At 51.6% G+C, this 15,850-nt stretch carries 14 protein-coding genes; 3 read left to right on the top strand and 11 right to left on the bottom strand.

Features of this window, described 5'->3' with window-relative positions; translation table 11 throughout:
- Positions 1–61 precede the first annotated feature (61 nt).
- Entirely contained in the window at positions 62–1,447 is a 1,386-nt protein-coding gene (locus AB1L42_RS00150; RefSeq protein ID WP_367049881.1) for a sulfatase-like hydrolase/transferase, read from the top strand.
- Positions 1,448–1,599: 152 nt separating this feature from the next.
- Here the strand turns inward: AB1L42_RS00150 and AB1L42_RS00145 are convergent, their stop codons facing one another.
- The gene (locus AB1L42_RS00145) at positions 1,600–2,481 is read right to left on the bottom strand and encodes a LysR family transcriptional regulator (protein WP_367049879.1); all 882 of its coding nucleotides are present in this window, start codon (positions 2,479–2,481) and stop codon (positions 1,600–1,602) included.
- 309 nt (positions 2,482–2,790) lie between these two features.
- On the opposite strand from AB1L42_RS00145, the gene katG reads away from it, so the two are divergent.
- Positions 2,791–5,109, top strand: coding sequence for a catalase/peroxidase HPI (katG, locus tag AB1L42_RS00140; protein ID WP_367049877.1), 2,319 nt, complete (start codon positions 2,791–2,793; stop codon positions 5,107–5,109).
- A gap of 172 nt (positions 5,110–5,281) precedes the next feature.
- Here the strand turns inward: katG and AB1L42_RS00135 are convergent, their stop codons facing one another.
- Positions 5,282–5,716 (bottom strand): hypothetical protein, encoded by a 435-nt coding sequence (locus AB1L42_RS00135; protein WP_367049875.1) that lies wholly within the window; start codon positions 5,714–5,716, stop codon positions 5,282–5,284.
- Positions 5,717–5,740: 24 nt separating this feature from the next.
- The gene (locus AB1L42_RS00130; RefSeq protein WP_367049873.1) at positions 5,741–7,219 is read right to left on the bottom strand and encodes a PAS domain S-box protein; all 1,479 of its coding nucleotides are present in this window, start codon (positions 7,217–7,219) and stop codon (positions 5,741–5,743) included.
- Between the two features lie 200 nt (positions 7,220–7,419).
- Here AB1L42_RS00130 and AB1L42_RS00125 point away from each other — a divergent pair, with 200 nt between their 5' ends.
- A complete protein-coding gene (locus AB1L42_RS00125; RefSeq protein WP_367049871.1) occupies positions 7,420–8,778 on the top strand; it encodes a sigma-54 dependent transcriptional regulator in 1,359 nt (452 codons plus the stop codon).
- A gap of 4 nt (positions 8,779–8,782) precedes the next feature.
- On the opposite strand, the gene AB1L42_RS00120 is transcribed toward AB1L42_RS00125, so the two are convergent.
- The 8 genes from AB1L42_RS00120 to AB1L42_RS00085 all read right to left on the bottom strand — a co-directional run bounded on the left by AB1L42_RS00120 (position 8,783) and on the right by AB1L42_RS00085 (position 15,819).
- Positions 8,783–9,223 (bottom strand): hypothetical protein, encoded by a 441-nt coding sequence (locus AB1L42_RS00120; RefSeq protein ID WP_367049869.1) that lies wholly within the window; start codon positions 9,221–9,223, stop codon positions 8,783–8,785.
- 121 nt (positions 9,224–9,344) lie between these two features.
- Entirely contained in the window at positions 9,345–10,061 is a 717-nt protein-coding gene (locus tag AB1L42_RS00115; RefSeq protein ID WP_367049867.1) for a sulfite exporter TauE/SafE family protein, read from the bottom strand.
- Positions 10,058–12,100: a cation-translocating P-type ATPase gene (locus tag AB1L42_RS00110; RefSeq protein ID WP_367049865.1), complete on the bottom strand. Its 2,043-nt coding sequence runs from the start codon at positions 12,098–12,100 to the stop codon at positions 10,058–10,060. The genes AB1L42_RS00115 and AB1L42_RS00110 overlap by 4 nt, the downstream gene beginning before the upstream one ends.
- Positions 12,101–12,303: 203 nt before the next feature.
- Positions 12,304–12,474 (bottom strand): hypothetical protein, encoded by a 171-nt coding sequence (locus AB1L42_RS00105; RefSeq protein WP_367049863.1) that lies wholly within the window; start codon positions 12,472–12,474, stop codon positions 12,304–12,306.
- Between the two features lie 44 nt (positions 12,475–12,518).
- Complete coding sequence (locus tag AB1L42_RS00100; RefSeq protein ID WP_367049861.1) at positions 12,519–12,863, bottom strand: hypothetical protein; 345 nt, start codon at positions 12,861–12,863, stop codon at positions 12,519–12,521.
- Positions 12,856–13,584, bottom strand: a complete 729-nt coding sequence (locus AB1L42_RS00095) for a cbb3-type cytochrome c oxidase subunit II (RefSeq protein ID WP_367049859.1) — start codon at positions 13,582–13,584, stop codon at positions 12,856–12,858. The genes AB1L42_RS00100 and AB1L42_RS00095 overlap by 8 nt, the downstream gene beginning before the upstream one ends.
- A 75-nt stretch (positions 13,585–13,659) precedes the next feature.
- The gene (locus AB1L42_RS00090; protein ID WP_367049857.1) at positions 13,660–15,105 is read right to left on the bottom strand and encodes a cbb3-type cytochrome c oxidase subunit I; all 1,446 of its coding nucleotides are present in this window, start codon (positions 15,103–15,105) and stop codon (positions 13,660–13,662) included.
- 69 nt (positions 15,106–15,174) lie between these two features.
- A complete protein-coding gene (locus AB1L42_RS00085; RefSeq protein ID WP_367049855.1) occupies positions 15,175–15,819 on the bottom strand; it encodes a hypothetical protein in 645 nt (214 codons plus the stop codon).
- Positions 15,820–15,850: the final 31 nt, after the last annotated feature.

The following is a 15,850-nucleotide window of genomic DNA, read 5'->3' as shown; positions in this document are numbered from 1 at the left end:
GTCTTGTCTCTGCCTATTTTTTACAGGGACAGTCGCAGCGGCAGAACGGCCGAACATTGTCATGATTTTCACTGACGATCAACGGCACGATGCGGTCGGCTATGCTGGCAACGACGCTGTCGCAACACCTCATCTGGACAGTTTGGCGATGCAGGGTTTGGTGTTTCGAAATTGTTTCGTGAACACTTCCATCTGTGCCATCAGTCGAGCGAATCTGTTGACCGGACAGTATCCCGGACGTCATGGCATCAGTGATTTCCATAAAACTCTAACCGTTGAACAACTCGAACAGACGGTCCCTGCCAGACTGCGAAACGCCGGATATCAAACGGCATTCTTCGGCAAATGGGGCATTGGCGACTCACCGGAACGGACTCATGAAGGTGCGGCGATCTTCGACTACTGGGCAGGTCAACCGATGCAGACTTGTTTCTTTCATGGCGACGAGTGTCGGTATCTCAATTTCAATGGCTTCGACCGCCCGCTTGATGACCTCTGCGACTGTCCGGCCGATTCGAAAGGACGTGTCGGATACCGGAACCGAATCGGGCTGGCGAATCTTGAGAATCCAAGTCATGTTGACTCCGAAATCACTCCGATGCACGTTGAGCGATTCCTGGATGGGCGCGATTCCGACAAGCCATTCTGCCTGATGGTCTTCTTCAAGGGACCACATTCGCCCCATACAGACTGGGATCCGGTGACTGAGCATGCGACGGATGGGAAAGAGATTTCCCGACCAGCTTCCGCTACTTTGGAGAACGCCGAGCTTGAACCGGAGATTATCAAACAATCACTCGGTCGTCCTTCGGGGATGAAACTGGTGCAGGATCAAGACGTGTTCGATCGGCATATGCGTGATTACTATCGGCAAATCGTCAGCTTGGACATCGGTGTCGGTCGAATTGTTGAATTGTTGAAGGATCGAGGACTCGATGAGAATACGGTTGTCCTATTCACTTCCGACAATGGGCACTACAAGGGAGAACACGGACTTTCCGGGAAGTGGCTCATGCACGAACCATCACTGCGTGTTCCGGGATTCTTTTTTGACCCCCGAAATCCGCGCGGAGATTCCACGGACCGCATGGTGATTACTACGGACTTTTCAGCAACGATGTTGTCGCTGGCAGGACTGGAAATTCCGGAGGACATGTCGGGAAGCGACCTGACAACTCTGAATGACGACCCAGAAGTGAAGTGGCGAGAAGATTTTCTATACGACCACCCCTATGCCCATCGAGGAGCGATTCCCAGAACGATTGGCGTCCGTACAAAAACTCACACTTACACCAGATACACCGATCCTGATCCACCTTTCGAACAACTGTTCGATTTGCGCGTTGATCCCGATCAGCTTCAGAACCTGGCTGAGCTCGACGAACACAGAGCAACTCTCGAGAACCTAAGAAATCGCTGCGACGCTCTGCTCAGTGAGAACAACTGAGTACCACCTGACATACGTGAACGCGGACAAACTGTTGTAAATACAAAATCGCGTTCCCTCTGACGCAACTCAGAAGTCTTTCAAAATCGCCTTGAGTTTGAGCTGATAGTTTCTCCTCACACGAGACGTTGAGGTGCGTTCAAATTCGCAGTTCAGCGTTTTGATTTTCTTTCCCGCAATCGTTCGCGAAAAGCTTCCAGCAGTCGGCTTTGGAACCGGTATGGATTCCATGCGACTGCCACGGTGCGTGTTGGTTTTCGACCCGAGAATGAGCGGTAGACTCGGCGATCGCTTTGATCGATGCGTTTTGCCATTTCGGGAATCATCGACACACCATGTGACAGTGAAACCAATTCCTGGACGGTTGCCAGTTGGCTTGTCTTCTCAACTGAGACCGGTTGAAAAGAGCGCTGGCGGCAGAATGAGACGATGTTGTCAGACAGGCAGTGAGCTTCGTCGAGTAGAACAAACGGTAGCGGTTCGACATCACTCAGCCGAATGGCTTTCTTTGCAGCGAGAGGATGATCCGGAGGAAGGACAAGAAAGAGCTCTTCGTCGAATAGCTCTTCCACTTCCAAGTACTTCGCTGGGATCGGCAACGCGAGAATGGCCAGGTCGACTTCACCTTGTGTACAGCTTTTGATCAAGTTGTCGGTTGTGTTCTCCTGAACAATCACGTTCGCTTTCGGGAACTCTGCGGAAAACTGTCGCAAGATGTCGGGCAGAAAGAACGGGGCAATCGTGGGGATGGCACCAATTCGAATGCGACCACTTTCCCGATCGTCCGTGATCTCCGCCTTGGTGTCTTCCAGGATGGAAAGCACCTGCTGTGCTCGGGCTTGTAGAAGCGTTCCTGCATCTGTCAGTGAAACCGAGCGAGTCTTGCGTTCAAAGACTGGTTGCCCGAGTTCCTCTTCCAGCTTCTGTATCGAACGGCTCAGCGCAGGTTGAGAGATCATCAGATCTTCAGCAGCACGAGTGAAGTTGCCTCTCTCAGCAACTTTCAGGAAATATCGCAGTTGATCAAGTTCCATGAAATCTTCTCAAGGGAATGCATGTGGTGCATTGATGATAGTACCCGAATGCATTGGACGCATCCGTATATGGGAGACAATCATTTCGCGACGATGGCCTGCCGTCGCACGAACTTTGGGCGATCTGGGAATCGTTCAGAAAAGCACGATGAGACAGGCGATGATGCGGTTCCATGCACGGCATGTATCGCAGGTAGACATTCAATGCATTGGAATATTCGCATGGGTGGGTCAATAATGCCAATAGATTGACCGGCAATGATTGATTGAGAACTGAGAACAATACCCCAAACTTCTGAGGAAAAAGCTATGGCAAAAGCAAATTATCTTGCTCGTGTAGTGACGAGCTGTGCAGTACTGTGCATCGCCGCACCGACGCATGCTCAAGAGGCAGAAACCGCGAACGCGAATGCAGAAGCCAAATGCCCTGTCGTAGGAGTCGTCCAACCGTCGATGGCCCGACACACGGCTGCTGGTGCGATGTCGAATCACGACTGGTGGCCGAACCAGTTGAACCTCAGAATTCTTCACCAGAACTCGCTCAAAGGAAATCCGATGGGCGAGGATTTCAACTACGCGGAGGAGTTCAACAAGCTCGATCTTGATGCCGTCAAGAAGGACATTGAGGAGCTGATGACCACCTCGCAGGACTGGTGGCCAGCCGACTATGGGCACTACGGTCCGCTGTTTATTCGCATGGCTTGGCACAGTGCTGGAACGTACCGAGTGACCGATGGCCGTGGAGGCGCAGGTTACGGAACGCAACGGTTTGCACCTCTCAATAGTTGGCCCGACAACGCGAATCTGGACAAAGCTCGTCGTCTGCTTTGGCCCATCAAACAGAAATATGGCAATAAGATCTCCTGGGCAGACCTGATGGTTTTGACCGGCAACGTTGCCTTGGAATCGATGGGCTTTGAAACACTCGGCTTTGCTGGCGGGCGAGAAGATGTTTGGGAACCGCAGGAAGACATTTACTGGGGACCGGAGAGTGAGTGGCTTGGCGATAAGCGATACAGCGGAGACCGCGAACTGGAGAATCCACTCGCAGCTGTGCAAATGGGGCTGATTTACGTGAACCCTGAGGGTCCAAATGGTGAGCCGATTGCTCTCAAGGCTGCCAAGGACATTCGTGAAACATTTGCACGCATGGCAATGAACGACGAAGAAACTGTGGCATTGATCGCGGGTGGTCACACCTTCGGGAAAGCTCACGGTGCTGCCAGTGCTGAGAATGTTGGTGCTGAACCGGAAGGAGCAGGAATCGAAGAACAAGGTCTCGGCTGGAAGAACAAATTCGGTACCGGCAATGCTGGCGACACAATCACCAGTGGTCTGGAAGGTGCTTGGACCTCGACACCAACGCAGTGGTCGAACGGCTACTTCGAGAATCTCTTCTCCTATGACTGGGACCTCGTTAAGAGTCCTGCTGGTGCTTGGCAGTGGAAGCCGACCGACCCCAACGCAGAAGGAACGGTTCCGGATGCTCATGATGCCAGCAAGTCACATGCACCGATGATGTTTACGACGGATCTCGCTTTGCGAATGGATCCGGAATACAACAAGATTTCAAAGCGCTTTCACGAAAATCCGGAGGAGTTTGAACTCGCTTTCGCAAAAGCCTGGTACAAGCTGACTCACCGCGACATGGGACCTGTCTCACGCCTGCTCGGGTCACAAGTACCTGAGCCACAGCTATGGCAAGATCCCGTACCGGAAGTTGATCACAAATTGATCGACGAGGACGACATTGCGGTTCTGAAAGGCAAACTTGAAGCGACTGGATTGTCCACTTCAGATTTTGTCTCAACAGCTTGGGCATCGGCGTCCACATTCCGTGGGTCAGATAAAAGAGGTGGAGCGAATGGAGCTCGAATCCGACTCGAGCCTCAAAAAGACTGGCAAGTTAACAACCCCGCCAAGCTTGGGAAGGTTCTCGACGCTCTGGAGCAGGTTCAGAAAGAGTTCAATCAATCACAATCCGACGGAACGAAAGTTTCCCTCGCCGATTTGATCGTTTTGAGTGGAAGTCTCGCAGTTGAAGACGCTGCTCGACGGGCTGGTTTCGACGTAAAAGTTCCGTTCTCACCTGGACGGACCGATGCCACCCTGGAAATGACTGACGTCGAGTCATTCTCATACCTCGAACCGAAATCGGATGGATTCCGGAACTTCCAGGCACGTGAAGTCGACCGACCTGCCGAAGAATTGTTGATCGATCGAGCCCAGCAACTCACGCTCACTGCTCCAGAAATGACCGTGCTTGTTGGTGGCCTACGAGTCCTGAATGCCAACTCCGGTTCAGGGCCGATCGCTCAACTCGGCGTTTTCACAGAGACTCCAGAAACCCTCAGCAACGACTTCTTCGTGAACTTGCTCGACATGGACACCGAGTGGCAGAAGTCTGAGATGTGTGATCATTTCTTCGAAGGTCGCGACCGCGATACTGGCAAAGTTAAATGGACTGCCAGCCGAGTCGATCTCGTCTTCGGATCAAACTCCCAGCTGCGAGCCATCGCGGAAGTTTATGCCTCCGATGATGCGAAAGAGAAGTTCGTCAACGACTTTGTCGCTGCGTGGACCAAGGTGATGAATCTGGACCGCTTTGACCTGCAACGAGATCAATAAGATCTCTTCAGAACAATCGTTTACTCTCCCCGATGAGTGGGACAAGGTCGAATCGATCTTGTCCCACTTTTTTATTGCGAGGCTATTGGAACTCTTTCGAAAAATGTTGCCCACGCCCTCCCCTGCGGCCGGGCATATGGCCTTACGACGCAAGACTGCGTTGTAATCTAACTCACTCAGATTGATTATTTAAATAGCTGTGGCAGGCGAGGCAGTTGGCTGTCAGGTTTTCGTAAGCGTACGCAGCGCCTTCAAGATTCTCGTCCTTTGCCATTTGTTCAAGCTGCGTCGACAATCGCAGAAATTCGAGACGGAAATGTCTGAAAATTTCGTTCTCGGTCTGGTCACCTTCGATATCTTCCGGCGATTGCAAGCTTGTTTGTTTCAGCTTTGCCGCTGTCGCTTCGATGGCAGCGAAGTCATTCATGACGAGCGCCGGCAATATCGACTGGGCTGCTTTCGACTTAGATTGCATCGAGTTGCGAATCGCGTCTCGTTTTGTCTCGGTCGGGATTGGCGCAACGTTTTGAGCGCACGCGTCTAACATCGTCATCACGATCACGCAGGTTGCGGAAAGCAACACGAGTGATTTTACGAAACGTTTCATAGTCAACTCCGTTTGAATGTATTATTAAGAGCGTTGCTGATTGTCGATTATCGCAAGGCGGACCCTTGTTCCCGTTGTTGAATCGGAATTTCGGGCTGTGATCTCACCATCATGAGCTTCGATGATTCGTTTGCAGATCGGCATCCCGAGTCCGGTCCCTTTGGTTTTCGTCGTAAAGAACGGTTCAAAGATTTTCTTCGACTGTTCATCAGTCAGACCTGGACCAAAGTCGTCGATTAGGATTTCGATAACACGCTTGCCGTTGACGTTAAAATCAGTGAGGTTCACACACACTTCGGAGTTTGCCGGAGATACCGCGAGGGCGTTCTCGAAAACATTCCTGAAGACCTGTGCCATTCGGCTCGCGTCACAACGAATCGTCTTGGCGACAAGTTGGTTGTCCATCTTCAGTTGCACCGGAACAGCTGAATTGGCTCCGGTCAGGTGATTCCACGTTTGCTGACAGAGCCGAACGATATCAATGTCGGCCAAGTCAAGAATGATGGGGGCTGCATAGTTGCGTACTTCCTCGTAAAGACGTTGCAATTCACCAAGTGCTTCTTGACTCTGAGTCACCAACTTCAACGAGTTGTCATGTGCGTCGAGTTCCAGGACGTCGAGTGCCGCTCTGGCTCGCTGCAAAGCATTTCGGCTTTCGTGGGCAAGTCCTGTGACCATCTGGCCAATGGCTGCGAGACGCTCACGCTCGATCAGTCGAGTTTCAGCGTGTTTGAGCTCAGTGATGTCGTTGCCAATGGCCAACACACCTTCTCGAACGTCATCCGCGTCGTGCAGCGCCTGAGCAGACCAGGTCAGAGTTCGGATCTCCTCTGAGCGTGTTTGAATGTCGTGGATGTTGCTTTGCAGAGATGCTCCGCAGAGCACATTTTCGAACAATCGTCGCTGCTGATCGCGAATTTCTGAAGGCAAAAACGTTTCGAACCAATCAAGTCCTTGAACTTCAGCAGTCGCGAATCCGCTGAGGTCTTCAAGAAATCGATTGATTTTGGCAATCCGTCCATGAACATTCAGGACGACTACAGCTGAACTTGCTGTGGCCAGAAGGTTGTCGGCAAACTCACGCTCCCGCTGAGCCATTTCTTCGGCAAGTTTTCGACTGGTCATGTCTCGAATGATGCCGGTGAATAACATCTCGTCGCCGACTCGAACTTCGCTGACTGCAAGATCGATATGGATGGGGCTTCCATCTTTCCTTCGTGCAATCAACTCGCGGCCAATTCCGATAATTTTGGCTTCGCCAGTCCTCAGGTAGCTCTCGATATAGCCATCATGCTCTTCGCGATACGGGGAAGGCATAAGCATCGACACATTGTTCCCGATCAACTCCTCCTGCGAAAACTGAAACAGATTTGAGACAGCCGCGTTTGCATGTCGAATCGTCCCCCGCGAGTCGATCGTGATGATCGCATCAACTGCCGTTTGCAAGATCGCACGAAGAATCGCCAGTTGCTCTTTCAGAGAATGTGCGCTCGAGTTCGCCATAAGTCTTGATGTTCAGGAAAGTGATGCCATGAAAGGAATTGAATTCGCGAGACTTGTCTGATCGTCACATTGCTCGATGATATTGGAAAGTGTGCGACGGCATTGAGTTTGCTCCACTATGATAGCAGTTTCGCCGAGAACAAAAGTGTGCGAATTCGCACAGTCGTCAGCCGGACCGAGAACGTCAGTCGAGCCATTCGATGAGTCAATCAAAAGCGATCAATTTGCTTATCGTGGAAGACGATGATGGATTCCGTGAGACCGCTACGCACTGGCTGCAGCGACAGGGCCATCACGTCGAACAATCACCTAATGGCGCTGATGCCCTGCATATCGCTGGCACCCGGCATTTTGATGTTGCGATTGTCGACATGAATATGCCTGGGATTTCTGGAATGGAAGTTTTGCAGCGAATGCACGAACAGTGTCCGGATACGGAAATCATCATTTTGACAGGACAAGCGACCGTTGATAATGCGGTCGAAGCGATGAAGCTGGGAGCTACCGACTATTTGACCAAACCCTTTCCCCTCGGAGATCTCGAACGTCGCTGCCTGCAGGCTGCTGAGCGAGGTCGGCTCAACAAGGAAAACCGTCAACTTCGCACATTGCTAGACCGGTCCAAGCCGAAAACGAAGATCATCGGAGAATCTCCTTCGATGAAAGAAGTGTTTCGAGTGGTGAATCGCGTCGCGCCGACGGAGAAAGCTGTGCTCATTCAGGGAGAAAGTGGGACAGGCAAAGAGCTCATCGCCCAAGCAATCCAGGAGCGAAGCACTCGCGTAGATCGGCCGTTTGTCACAATCAACTGTGCGGCCTTGCCCGAAACGCTTGTCGAAAGCGAACTGTTCGGACATGAGAAAGGATCATTCACTGGGGCAAACGATCGTAAGTACGGACTTTTTGAGGTCGCAGATGGAGGGACGTTATTCGTCGATGAGATTGGTGAGTTGCCGCTGTCACTCCAGCCTAAGCTGCTACGAGTGTTGGAAAATGGCTCGCTGCGACGAGTTGGATCTCATCAGGAGCGAGTCGTGAATGTCCGCGTGATTGCCGCGACGAATCGTGACTTAAAGAAGGAAGTTGAGAATGGTCGATTCCGCGAAGATCTGTATTACCGCATCAATGTGATCACTCTTGATCTCCCACCGCTGCGGCACCGTCATGGTGATGTCGCGCTGCTGGTCGACGACGTTCTGGGAAGCGAATGGGAGATTGAACAAGACGCGTTCAACGCTCTGCTTCGATACGACTGGCCCGGAAACGTTCGGCAGTTGCTGAATGCACTTGATCGTGCAATGGTGATGGCCGAAGACCACCTGATAACGATTGACGATCTGCCGAAAGAAGTCGTCGAAGCGACCGGACGCGAGGTTCTTCCTCACAGCGAAAGTACAAATCCTAGCATAAGTGACTTGGCGACCATCGAGAAGCGTCACATCGTCGAAGTTCTGGAGCACGTCGGACATAACAAAGCTCAAGCAGCCCGCGTGCTTGGCATACATCGTCGAAAGCTTTATCGATTGCTGGAACGATACGAAATCGAATCGAATAAGTAACGACTCAGTTTGGACGTTCAATCGACCATCGTGCGATTAACATCCCAATCGCGATGACGTGAACGATCACCGCGATGAGGCCAACTCCAACGAGCGTATCAGTACCGTCCGGTTTGAGTACGCTTCGTCTAAAAATCTGGCGATTAATCACTCCGCAGATCCAAGTCCAGTGAAGCATGACGTGAATTGTGATTCCCAAAGTCAGGACTGACAATGTCGTAAACTGAACGTTCTGCCAATCGACGACATCGCCTCCCCACAACTCCCAACCTTCAGCATCTAAACCGACGGGGAAGACGAACTGTAGAATCGCTGCCACCAACATCAGAACGACGAAGTTCATCAGCAGAAGAAGGTCGAGATAGAAATTGACGAGCGACCATGAGACTCGGCTGTTCTTTTTCTCAACTGTTGACGATGAAAGCTGTTCAGACTCTGATGCCATTTTTGTAGGTAAACCTGACTAGAGCAAGTTGCTCTTTCCTGTGCACTCGCTTGCATTGTTTCACAAGTTAAAAGTCTGTGGTTGCTCGTGCGAGATCGTGCGCACAAGATCAGAAAATGCTCTATTGAGCAGATGTATCGCAAAAGGGGCAATCAGGAACTGCCTCTGAGTGGTTGAATGAGTAGAAGGCTGCCCCACGATACACAGTGATGGCACCAGTCACGACAACACACCAGGCTGCCACACGCAACAAACGAATCCTCGCCACAGCGGAGAGGAGTTGGCCACCGACTCCAGTCAGGACCATCATCGGAATGGTCCCTGCCCCAAACGCCAACATAATCGCGCTTCCTAACAATAAGTCTTGCGAGGCAGTGGCGATAGCGAGGAAACCATACAGCAAACCGCATGGCAGAAACCCGGTCATCACTCCTGCGAGGAACTTGGACGAGTACCGATGAGATTGAAAGAACGTTCGAAATAAGGGACTCATAAGACAACTATGCGATGTGTCAGTGTTGCGAGTTTTCCAAATTTGGACTCCGGCAGCTTTCAAGCCTTGAGTAACGAGAAACGTTCCGGCAACGATGCTCAGCACAGCGGATACGTTGATCCAACTGGTCATCGCTCGGCTCATTCCCAAACCGACGAATCCAGCGATCGCGCCCAGTGAAGCATAAGTAAACAGTCGTCCCAGTGAGTAAACTCCCTGGCTCATCCATAATTGTGTACGGGACTCTGCACCGGAGCCCAACATGATTGCGAATCCGCCGCACATACCCAAACAGTGCGACGAGCCGAGGAGCCCACCTATGAAGATCAAAGGTAACTCGCTCACGATGTGACCTCATGAATCGACTGAGGTGCATGAAACGTCGTTTGAGTCACTTGTTCAGTTTGTCTTAGGGATGTCTTCGATGCTTCTTCGTGATTCTCCGGGACGGAATAAGTACTTTGGAGTCGAAGCGAATTCGTAATGACGAATACACTACTGACAACCATCAACGCAGCAGCAACAGCAGGATGTAAATAACCCGTGGCGGCAACGGCCATTCCGATTCCGTTGTAGCCAAATGCCCATGTGAGGTTTGTGCGGATCGTCTTCAATGTTTGACGTGAAAGGTCGATCAACCAGGGGATCTGTGAAAGGTCATTGCCAACGAGGCAAATGTCCGCCGTGTCTCGACTGACGTCAGCACCGCATCCTAAACAAATTCCAACATCTGCGGCGGACAATGCAACGACATCGTTAATCCCATCCCCAATCAGAGCGACGGGACCGATTAGTTTTTGGACTTTTTCAAGCTCCGATTTTTTCTCCTCAGGTGTCAGCCCTGCTGCGACTGACAAGTCTTCCGTCGCTGCCAAACGTTGGGATGCATTGGACGAATCGCCCGTCAAGATGCCCAGGTTCATTCCTCTTTGGCGACATTCGGCGAGCATCGACAATGCTGATTCACGAAGCTGTTCTTCAAACACAAAGACGCCACGCACCGTTCCACCCCAACCGATCAGAGCGATCGGAAATCCCTGCTTCTCAGCTTGTTTTACTTCGGTCTGCAAGCTCGGATCACATTGAATGTTGAGGTCGCTGATCAGCGACAGGCTTCCGAGTGCGGTTGGTTGAAACTCGCCAGCCACGGTCCCGAATACACCCTTTCCCGCCTGGCTAGTTGGATGGACGTCCAGCGGAGGAAAATGATTTGGGATGTAAGACTGAATGGCTCGGCTGAACACATGCGTTGAAGATTGTGCAAGCTGTCTTGAGCGACAGTGAACGTCGCCGATGGAAGTTTGTCCATCCAAGAGCAAAGACTTCACGACTGGGGTGCCAGTTGTCAGTGTCCCTGTTTTATCAAATCGAATCGCCTTGATCGTGGCCAGTGCCTCAAGAACCTGCGGTGAGTTAAATGCGATTCCTCGACGTGCTGCGACCCCAATTGCTGCCCAAAGAGCCATGGGAGTCGCCAGTCCCAGCCCGCACGGGCACGCGATCAGAACGACCGAAAGTGCGGCCAGCAGACCTGTCATGGGTGAATCCGACAAGGAATGGAACAACAGCGTTCCCAATGCCAGGCAAAAGGTCGCAGGAATAAAAGCTTGGCTAATTCGATCCGCCAAGCGTTGTGTGTCGCTTTGCGCAAATCGTGTTTCCTGCACAGCCTTGATGAGACGTTGCAGAACCGTTCCGTCTTCTGCAACATCGACTTGCACGATGATCTGGCCATCAAGTGAGATCGTTCCCCCGACGGCTCGATCCTGAACGCCTCTCGAAACTGGCCAACTTTCCCCAGTTACCAGTTGTTCGTCAACGGATGTCTGACCATCGACAATCACCCCATCTACCGGAATGCGTTCCCCGGCGCGGATGAGTACTTCATCTCCAATCTCCAATTCAGCTCGTGGGATCAAGCGTTCTGAGAGATCGCGTTGACGAATGATAACATCATCGGGGAGCAGGCTTTGCAACTCGTCAAGAGCCTGCGTTGAATGTAGTTTGCCTGCTGCTTCAAGCCATCGCCCAAGAGTGACAAACACCAGAATCATGCAGCCGACTTCGAAGTAGATGTCTCCCGTTCCTCGCCAGACGGAAATCGTCGAATAGGCGAAAGAGGAAAGGACGCCACTAAGAATTAGTATTTCGGTCGACAATCGCCTCTGCTTAAGATCAACGATCGATTGCTCTAGCATTGGCCTTCCAAGCAGGAGCAAGACTGGAAATGAAAGCAAGAGGCAAGCAAACCGAAACACGTCGGAGAGAGCCTCTGCCATTGGTGGGGTTTCTGAGATGTGGTCTCCGTGATACGCCCACAATGCGAGCGTCATCACCATCACGTTCATGCTCAGGAAGATAGCGATGCCAAGCTTTGTGAGCATCCAACGTTGACTGCCTTCTTCGCCGGTGCCACTGGTAATGGCGTGAGCGAATCGACATCCAGAGCAACAATATGCTGCATCATCTGCACCTGCTTTTGTGTTCCCGACAAGAGATCGAGGAACAGGCAGGCCGCAGTAATCGCAAAACCGACTCGTGGATGATGTGCAAGACATTCAGCGTACCCTGATGGGAAGTACATCAATTACGGCGGAGAGAGCAGTTCCGAATCGATCGCCGGGAGAAAGTAGACGATTCCGTAATAGATGACGAAGATCCAGAACAACATCCAGATGAGCCTTACATACCACGGGATGTCGTTACCAGAATATGTGTGATGCTGATGCTCTTCCTCAGCGGTTCCATTCTCAACCATTTCCTACAGTCCTCTAGTTCTTGACTCCGAAACTGGGATCGATGTCACGCCTTGTGGTGTGACTTCCCACCAGCCCATTCAGGTACGTAGTTTGGTTCTTCGACATCGAGTTCATCTTCGCGGTCGAGCATCGTATATTTGGGGCCTTCAATGTTGTGAAACATGCCGTGTGCCGCAGCCCAAATAAGCAAACAGAAAAACCCGAGACTCGCGAAGGTGTAATTCGCGAGCGGCGTTAGCGCGAAGACACCTTCCACGTCACCTTTCACTACGTTCCGGAACTCCAGCAGTTTGTTGACGAAACCAACCATGCTGGGAGTCAGGATGAAAACGCCCATAATCACCGTGGCAATCATCACTCCGCGTGATGTCTTCCGCTCATTATTCATTAGCTGAACCCTCTTCGGTTTGATCGGCAGCCTGCTCTTCCAGGCGTTCTAGCTTGGCAATCGGTGACTCGTCGTAGTCTTCGTAATACGGGTAGCTATCAAGCCAGGAACCGAGCCACTGCACGTATGTGATCAATGCCAATCCACGCTTGGTCGGTTTATCGGGTGAGCCGTCAAAGAACCACGGATATTCCGGCATCGGTGAGCCTTCGCTGAGGTCCGTCGGCCTGTAGAAGTGAACGGCATGCCAGTCGCTTGACCTTCTTCCACCTTCGCGTGTGAGGTCTGGTCCGACGCGACGTGTCCCAAACATAACCGGTCTTTGAAGTTCGTTTTGGTATTCGATCGATTCAGAAACTGGCCCCCAACGCTGACTCTCATTCGAAACAGGTCGCACGAATTGACTGTGACAATGCCAGCAGGCTTCACCCACATAGAGGTCGCGCCCCAGTTCCAGTGCTTCGGCACATCTCTCGTTGTACCAGGCATCGGCTTTCTCAGCGTCTTTGGGTGGAGTTCCGAACGCTTCTTTAAATTGTTCGGGCCATCTCTGCGCGAGGTCTTCAAACTGATAGCGGATATTGGGGTTCACCAACTCTTCGACAGTTTGCTCCGGCAGGTCGCTATACATCATGATTGGTACGACTGCATTCGACAGAAATGCGAATCCGAAGAAGAACAAACCAGCGATAAAAAAGATCCCGGATTTGGATTCAAACATTGGAGTAACAGTTCGTTAAAAAACGCAATTGGGTTGATGAATTAACTCGACGCAAGCACTGAAAGACGATGGTTCCTAAGCCGGCGCAGCTGCAATTTGAGTTTCGGATGTCGATTCGTGCTTCGGGGAAATCTGCCAGGTCTTGTACAAATTCCACAAGAAGCAGAGCTGCCCAGAAAGGATCGCCAGGGCTGCGATCAGGCGAACGATCCAGAATGGTTGGGAGACCTCGTAGGAGTGATCCCATTCATTCAGTCCCATCCAGGACCAGCCTTGGAAGAGTCCTGCTAACGTCAGGTCGCCGAACATCACCAAAATGCCCACAGCAGACAACCAGTAGTGCCATTCGCAGAGAGAGCGGCTATACCAGTCAGTTTTCAACAGACGCGGGAACAGGTAAGTCATTACCCCCATCAACCACATGCTGAAAACGCCGAACATCACCAGGTGTGCGTGACCGACGACCCAATCAGTGAAGTGAATCAGCTGTTGGAATGTCATGGTCACCTGAAGAGCACATTGGAAACAGGTCAGGAAGTAATAGACCATCCCAGTGTAAAACCACCGAATCGGGAGGTTGTCCCAGAACTGTCTTCCATCACCCCAAATCGTTCCGAAGAAGTTGATGACAACCGTCGTCACCACAAGCTCAACAGCAATCGTCGAAATGACTGCTCCGTATTGCAAAAACATCGGTATTGGGGTGTAGAGGAAGTGGTGGATGCCTTGGAGCGGGTAGAAGAACGCAAGCCCCCAAAAACCGACAAGCGAGAGGCCGTGCGACCAAATCGGTTTCTTAAGTAGGATCGGAACGAAGTAGTACATCATTCCCCATCCCAGCGGTGTTACAAAGAGCCCGACCAGATCGTGGATGAACAAACCACCCACTGCCCCTGCACTCGATCCGCTCACAAAGTACTCAGGAACAAAGTTCCCCATCGCATATGTGAGAAATGTCCAGACGAACGCTGCTACGAAGTACCATAAGGAAACATACATAGGCCCCTGTTGTTTCATGATGGGAGCCATAAAGTTAATTGCAACAAGCAACAGGCCAGCTAGTGCAAGCGGATCGATCCAGACTGGCGTTTCGCCCCATTCAACTCCCTGAGCGTGCCCCATGATCAAACCGACTGCCGTCCCCACGACGACGACTTGCCACGCAACGAAAATGAACATCGAGATGCGTTTGTCGAGAACCGGATGCAGAGTCAAGCGCGGGACGACCCAGTACAGCATGCCCAAAAATGCGTTCGCGAGGAATCCATAGGCAATCGCATTCGTATGCACCATTCGCCAGCGACCCGGTGAAAGCAGCTCAATTCCTTCCAAAGGGTTGTGGCGAATCAACTGAAACGCCATCAAAAACCCACCGGCCAACGAAATAAAGAAGTACACGAGAGCGGCCAGGAAATGCCAAAGGACCAGTCTTTCATCGACCAGTTCAGCATGGTGGGGGATGACTGTCGGATCGATGGAATCGACGTCAGAAGTTTCTGCGACCAAGGCTGCATCGCTCATGATTTGAAGATCTTTCACATTTTTGAGATGACTCAGTACATCTCGATCGACAACAAGTGATTCAAAATGTCAGGACGCAGCCGAACGCGTCGGTGGGTGGTATGGAGTGAATTGTCCCCATGGATAAAGCAGCGCGAGCGTCCAACCAAACACAAGGTGCGTACCAGCAGCGACCCAGGCAGGCATCACGGATGGATCGGTGATCCAGTTGCCTCCAAACAAGAGTGGCTGTAACCAGGAAAGGACGCCATAAAAATTCACAGCCCAGATCGCGAGAGAGATGAAACTACTCACGGCAAGTCGTTTTACGAGAGGAGCATTGTTCCCGCAAATTCGCGCCAGTAAGAAATAGACTGGAATCCCGATCAGCATACCGGTTGCGATATACAGGCAGCATCCCATTGCTAACACAAGTCCATTGCTTTCCGGAGATAATTCCAACGCTCTCGCACCAACCGGAAACGTTAGGTACACCTTGATCATTTCAAGTGGCGATTTTCCAGCAATTGGTGCTGCGATCACATTTACCACCAAGCTGACTAATGCTCCGATGATGCCCAATATGCCACCGGTCATGGCGTAGTAGGCACCATAAAAGTTTTGTGGAGGCCATGTTGATTCGGTGACCTCTTTCGAAGGAGAGACCTCAGCCTCAAGTTGTCGAACTCGTTCTTTCAGTTCGACAAGTTCTCGCTGTTTATCCTCGTTACTCACGACACAGTCCTGTTGCTATGAATCCAGTGAT

The sequence above is a fragment of the Thalassoglobus sp. JC818 genome, assembly GCF_040717535.1.
GTDB lineage: Bacteria > Planctomycetota > Planctomycetia > Planctomycetales > Planctomycetaceae > Thalassoglobus.
This window is presented reverse-complemented; position numbering and strand designations above follow the sequence as displayed.

Excerpts from the sequence above, each read along its gene's own strand:
- AB1L42_RS00150 (WP_367049881.1), top strand. The coding sequence starts at position 62 with ATGATTTTCACTGACGATCAACGGCACGATGCGGTCGGCTATGCTGGC.
- AB1L42_RS00145 (WP_367049879.1), bottom strand. The coding sequence starts at position 2,481 with ATGGAACTTGATCAACTGCGATATTTCCTGAAAGTTGCTGAGAGAGGC.
- katG (WP_367049877.1), top strand. The coding sequence starts at position 2,791 with ATGGCAAAAGCAAATTATCTTGCTCGTGTAGTGACGAGCTGTGCAGTA.
- AB1L42_RS00135 (WP_367049875.1), bottom strand. The coding sequence starts at position 5,716 with ATGAAACGTTTCGTAAAATCACTCGTGTTGCTTTCCGCAACCTGCGTG.
- AB1L42_RS00130 (WP_367049873.1), bottom strand. The coding sequence starts at position 7,219 with ATGGCGAACTCGAGCGCACATTCTCTGAAAGAGCAACTGGCGATTCTT.
- AB1L42_RS00125 (WP_367049871.1), top strand. The coding sequence starts at position 7,420 with ATGAGTCAATCAAAAGCGATCAATTTGCTTATCGTGGAAGACGATGAT.
- AB1L42_RS00120 (WP_367049869.1), bottom strand. The coding sequence starts at position 9,223 with ATGGCATCAGAGTCTGAACAGCTTTCATCGTCAACAGTTGAGAAAAAG.
- AB1L42_RS00110 (WP_367049865.1), bottom strand. The coding sequence starts at position 12,100 with ATGCTCACAAAGCTTGGCATCGCTATCTTCCTGAGCATGAACGTGATG.
- AB1L42_RS00105 (WP_367049863.1), bottom strand. The coding sequence starts at position 12,474 with ATGGTTGAGAATGGAACCGCTGAGGAAGAGCATCAGCATCACACATAT.
- AB1L42_RS00100 (WP_367049861.1), bottom strand. The coding sequence starts at position 12,863 with ATGAATAATGAGCGGAAGACATCACGCGGAGTGATGATTGCCACGGTG.
- AB1L42_RS00095 (WP_367049859.1), bottom strand. The coding sequence starts at position 13,584 with ATGTTTGAATCCAAATCCGGGATCTTTTTTATCGCTGGTTTGTTCTTC.
- AB1L42_RS00090 (WP_367049857.1), bottom strand. The coding sequence starts at position 15,105 with ATGAGCGATGCAGCCTTGGTCGCAGAAACTTCTGACGTCGATTCCATC.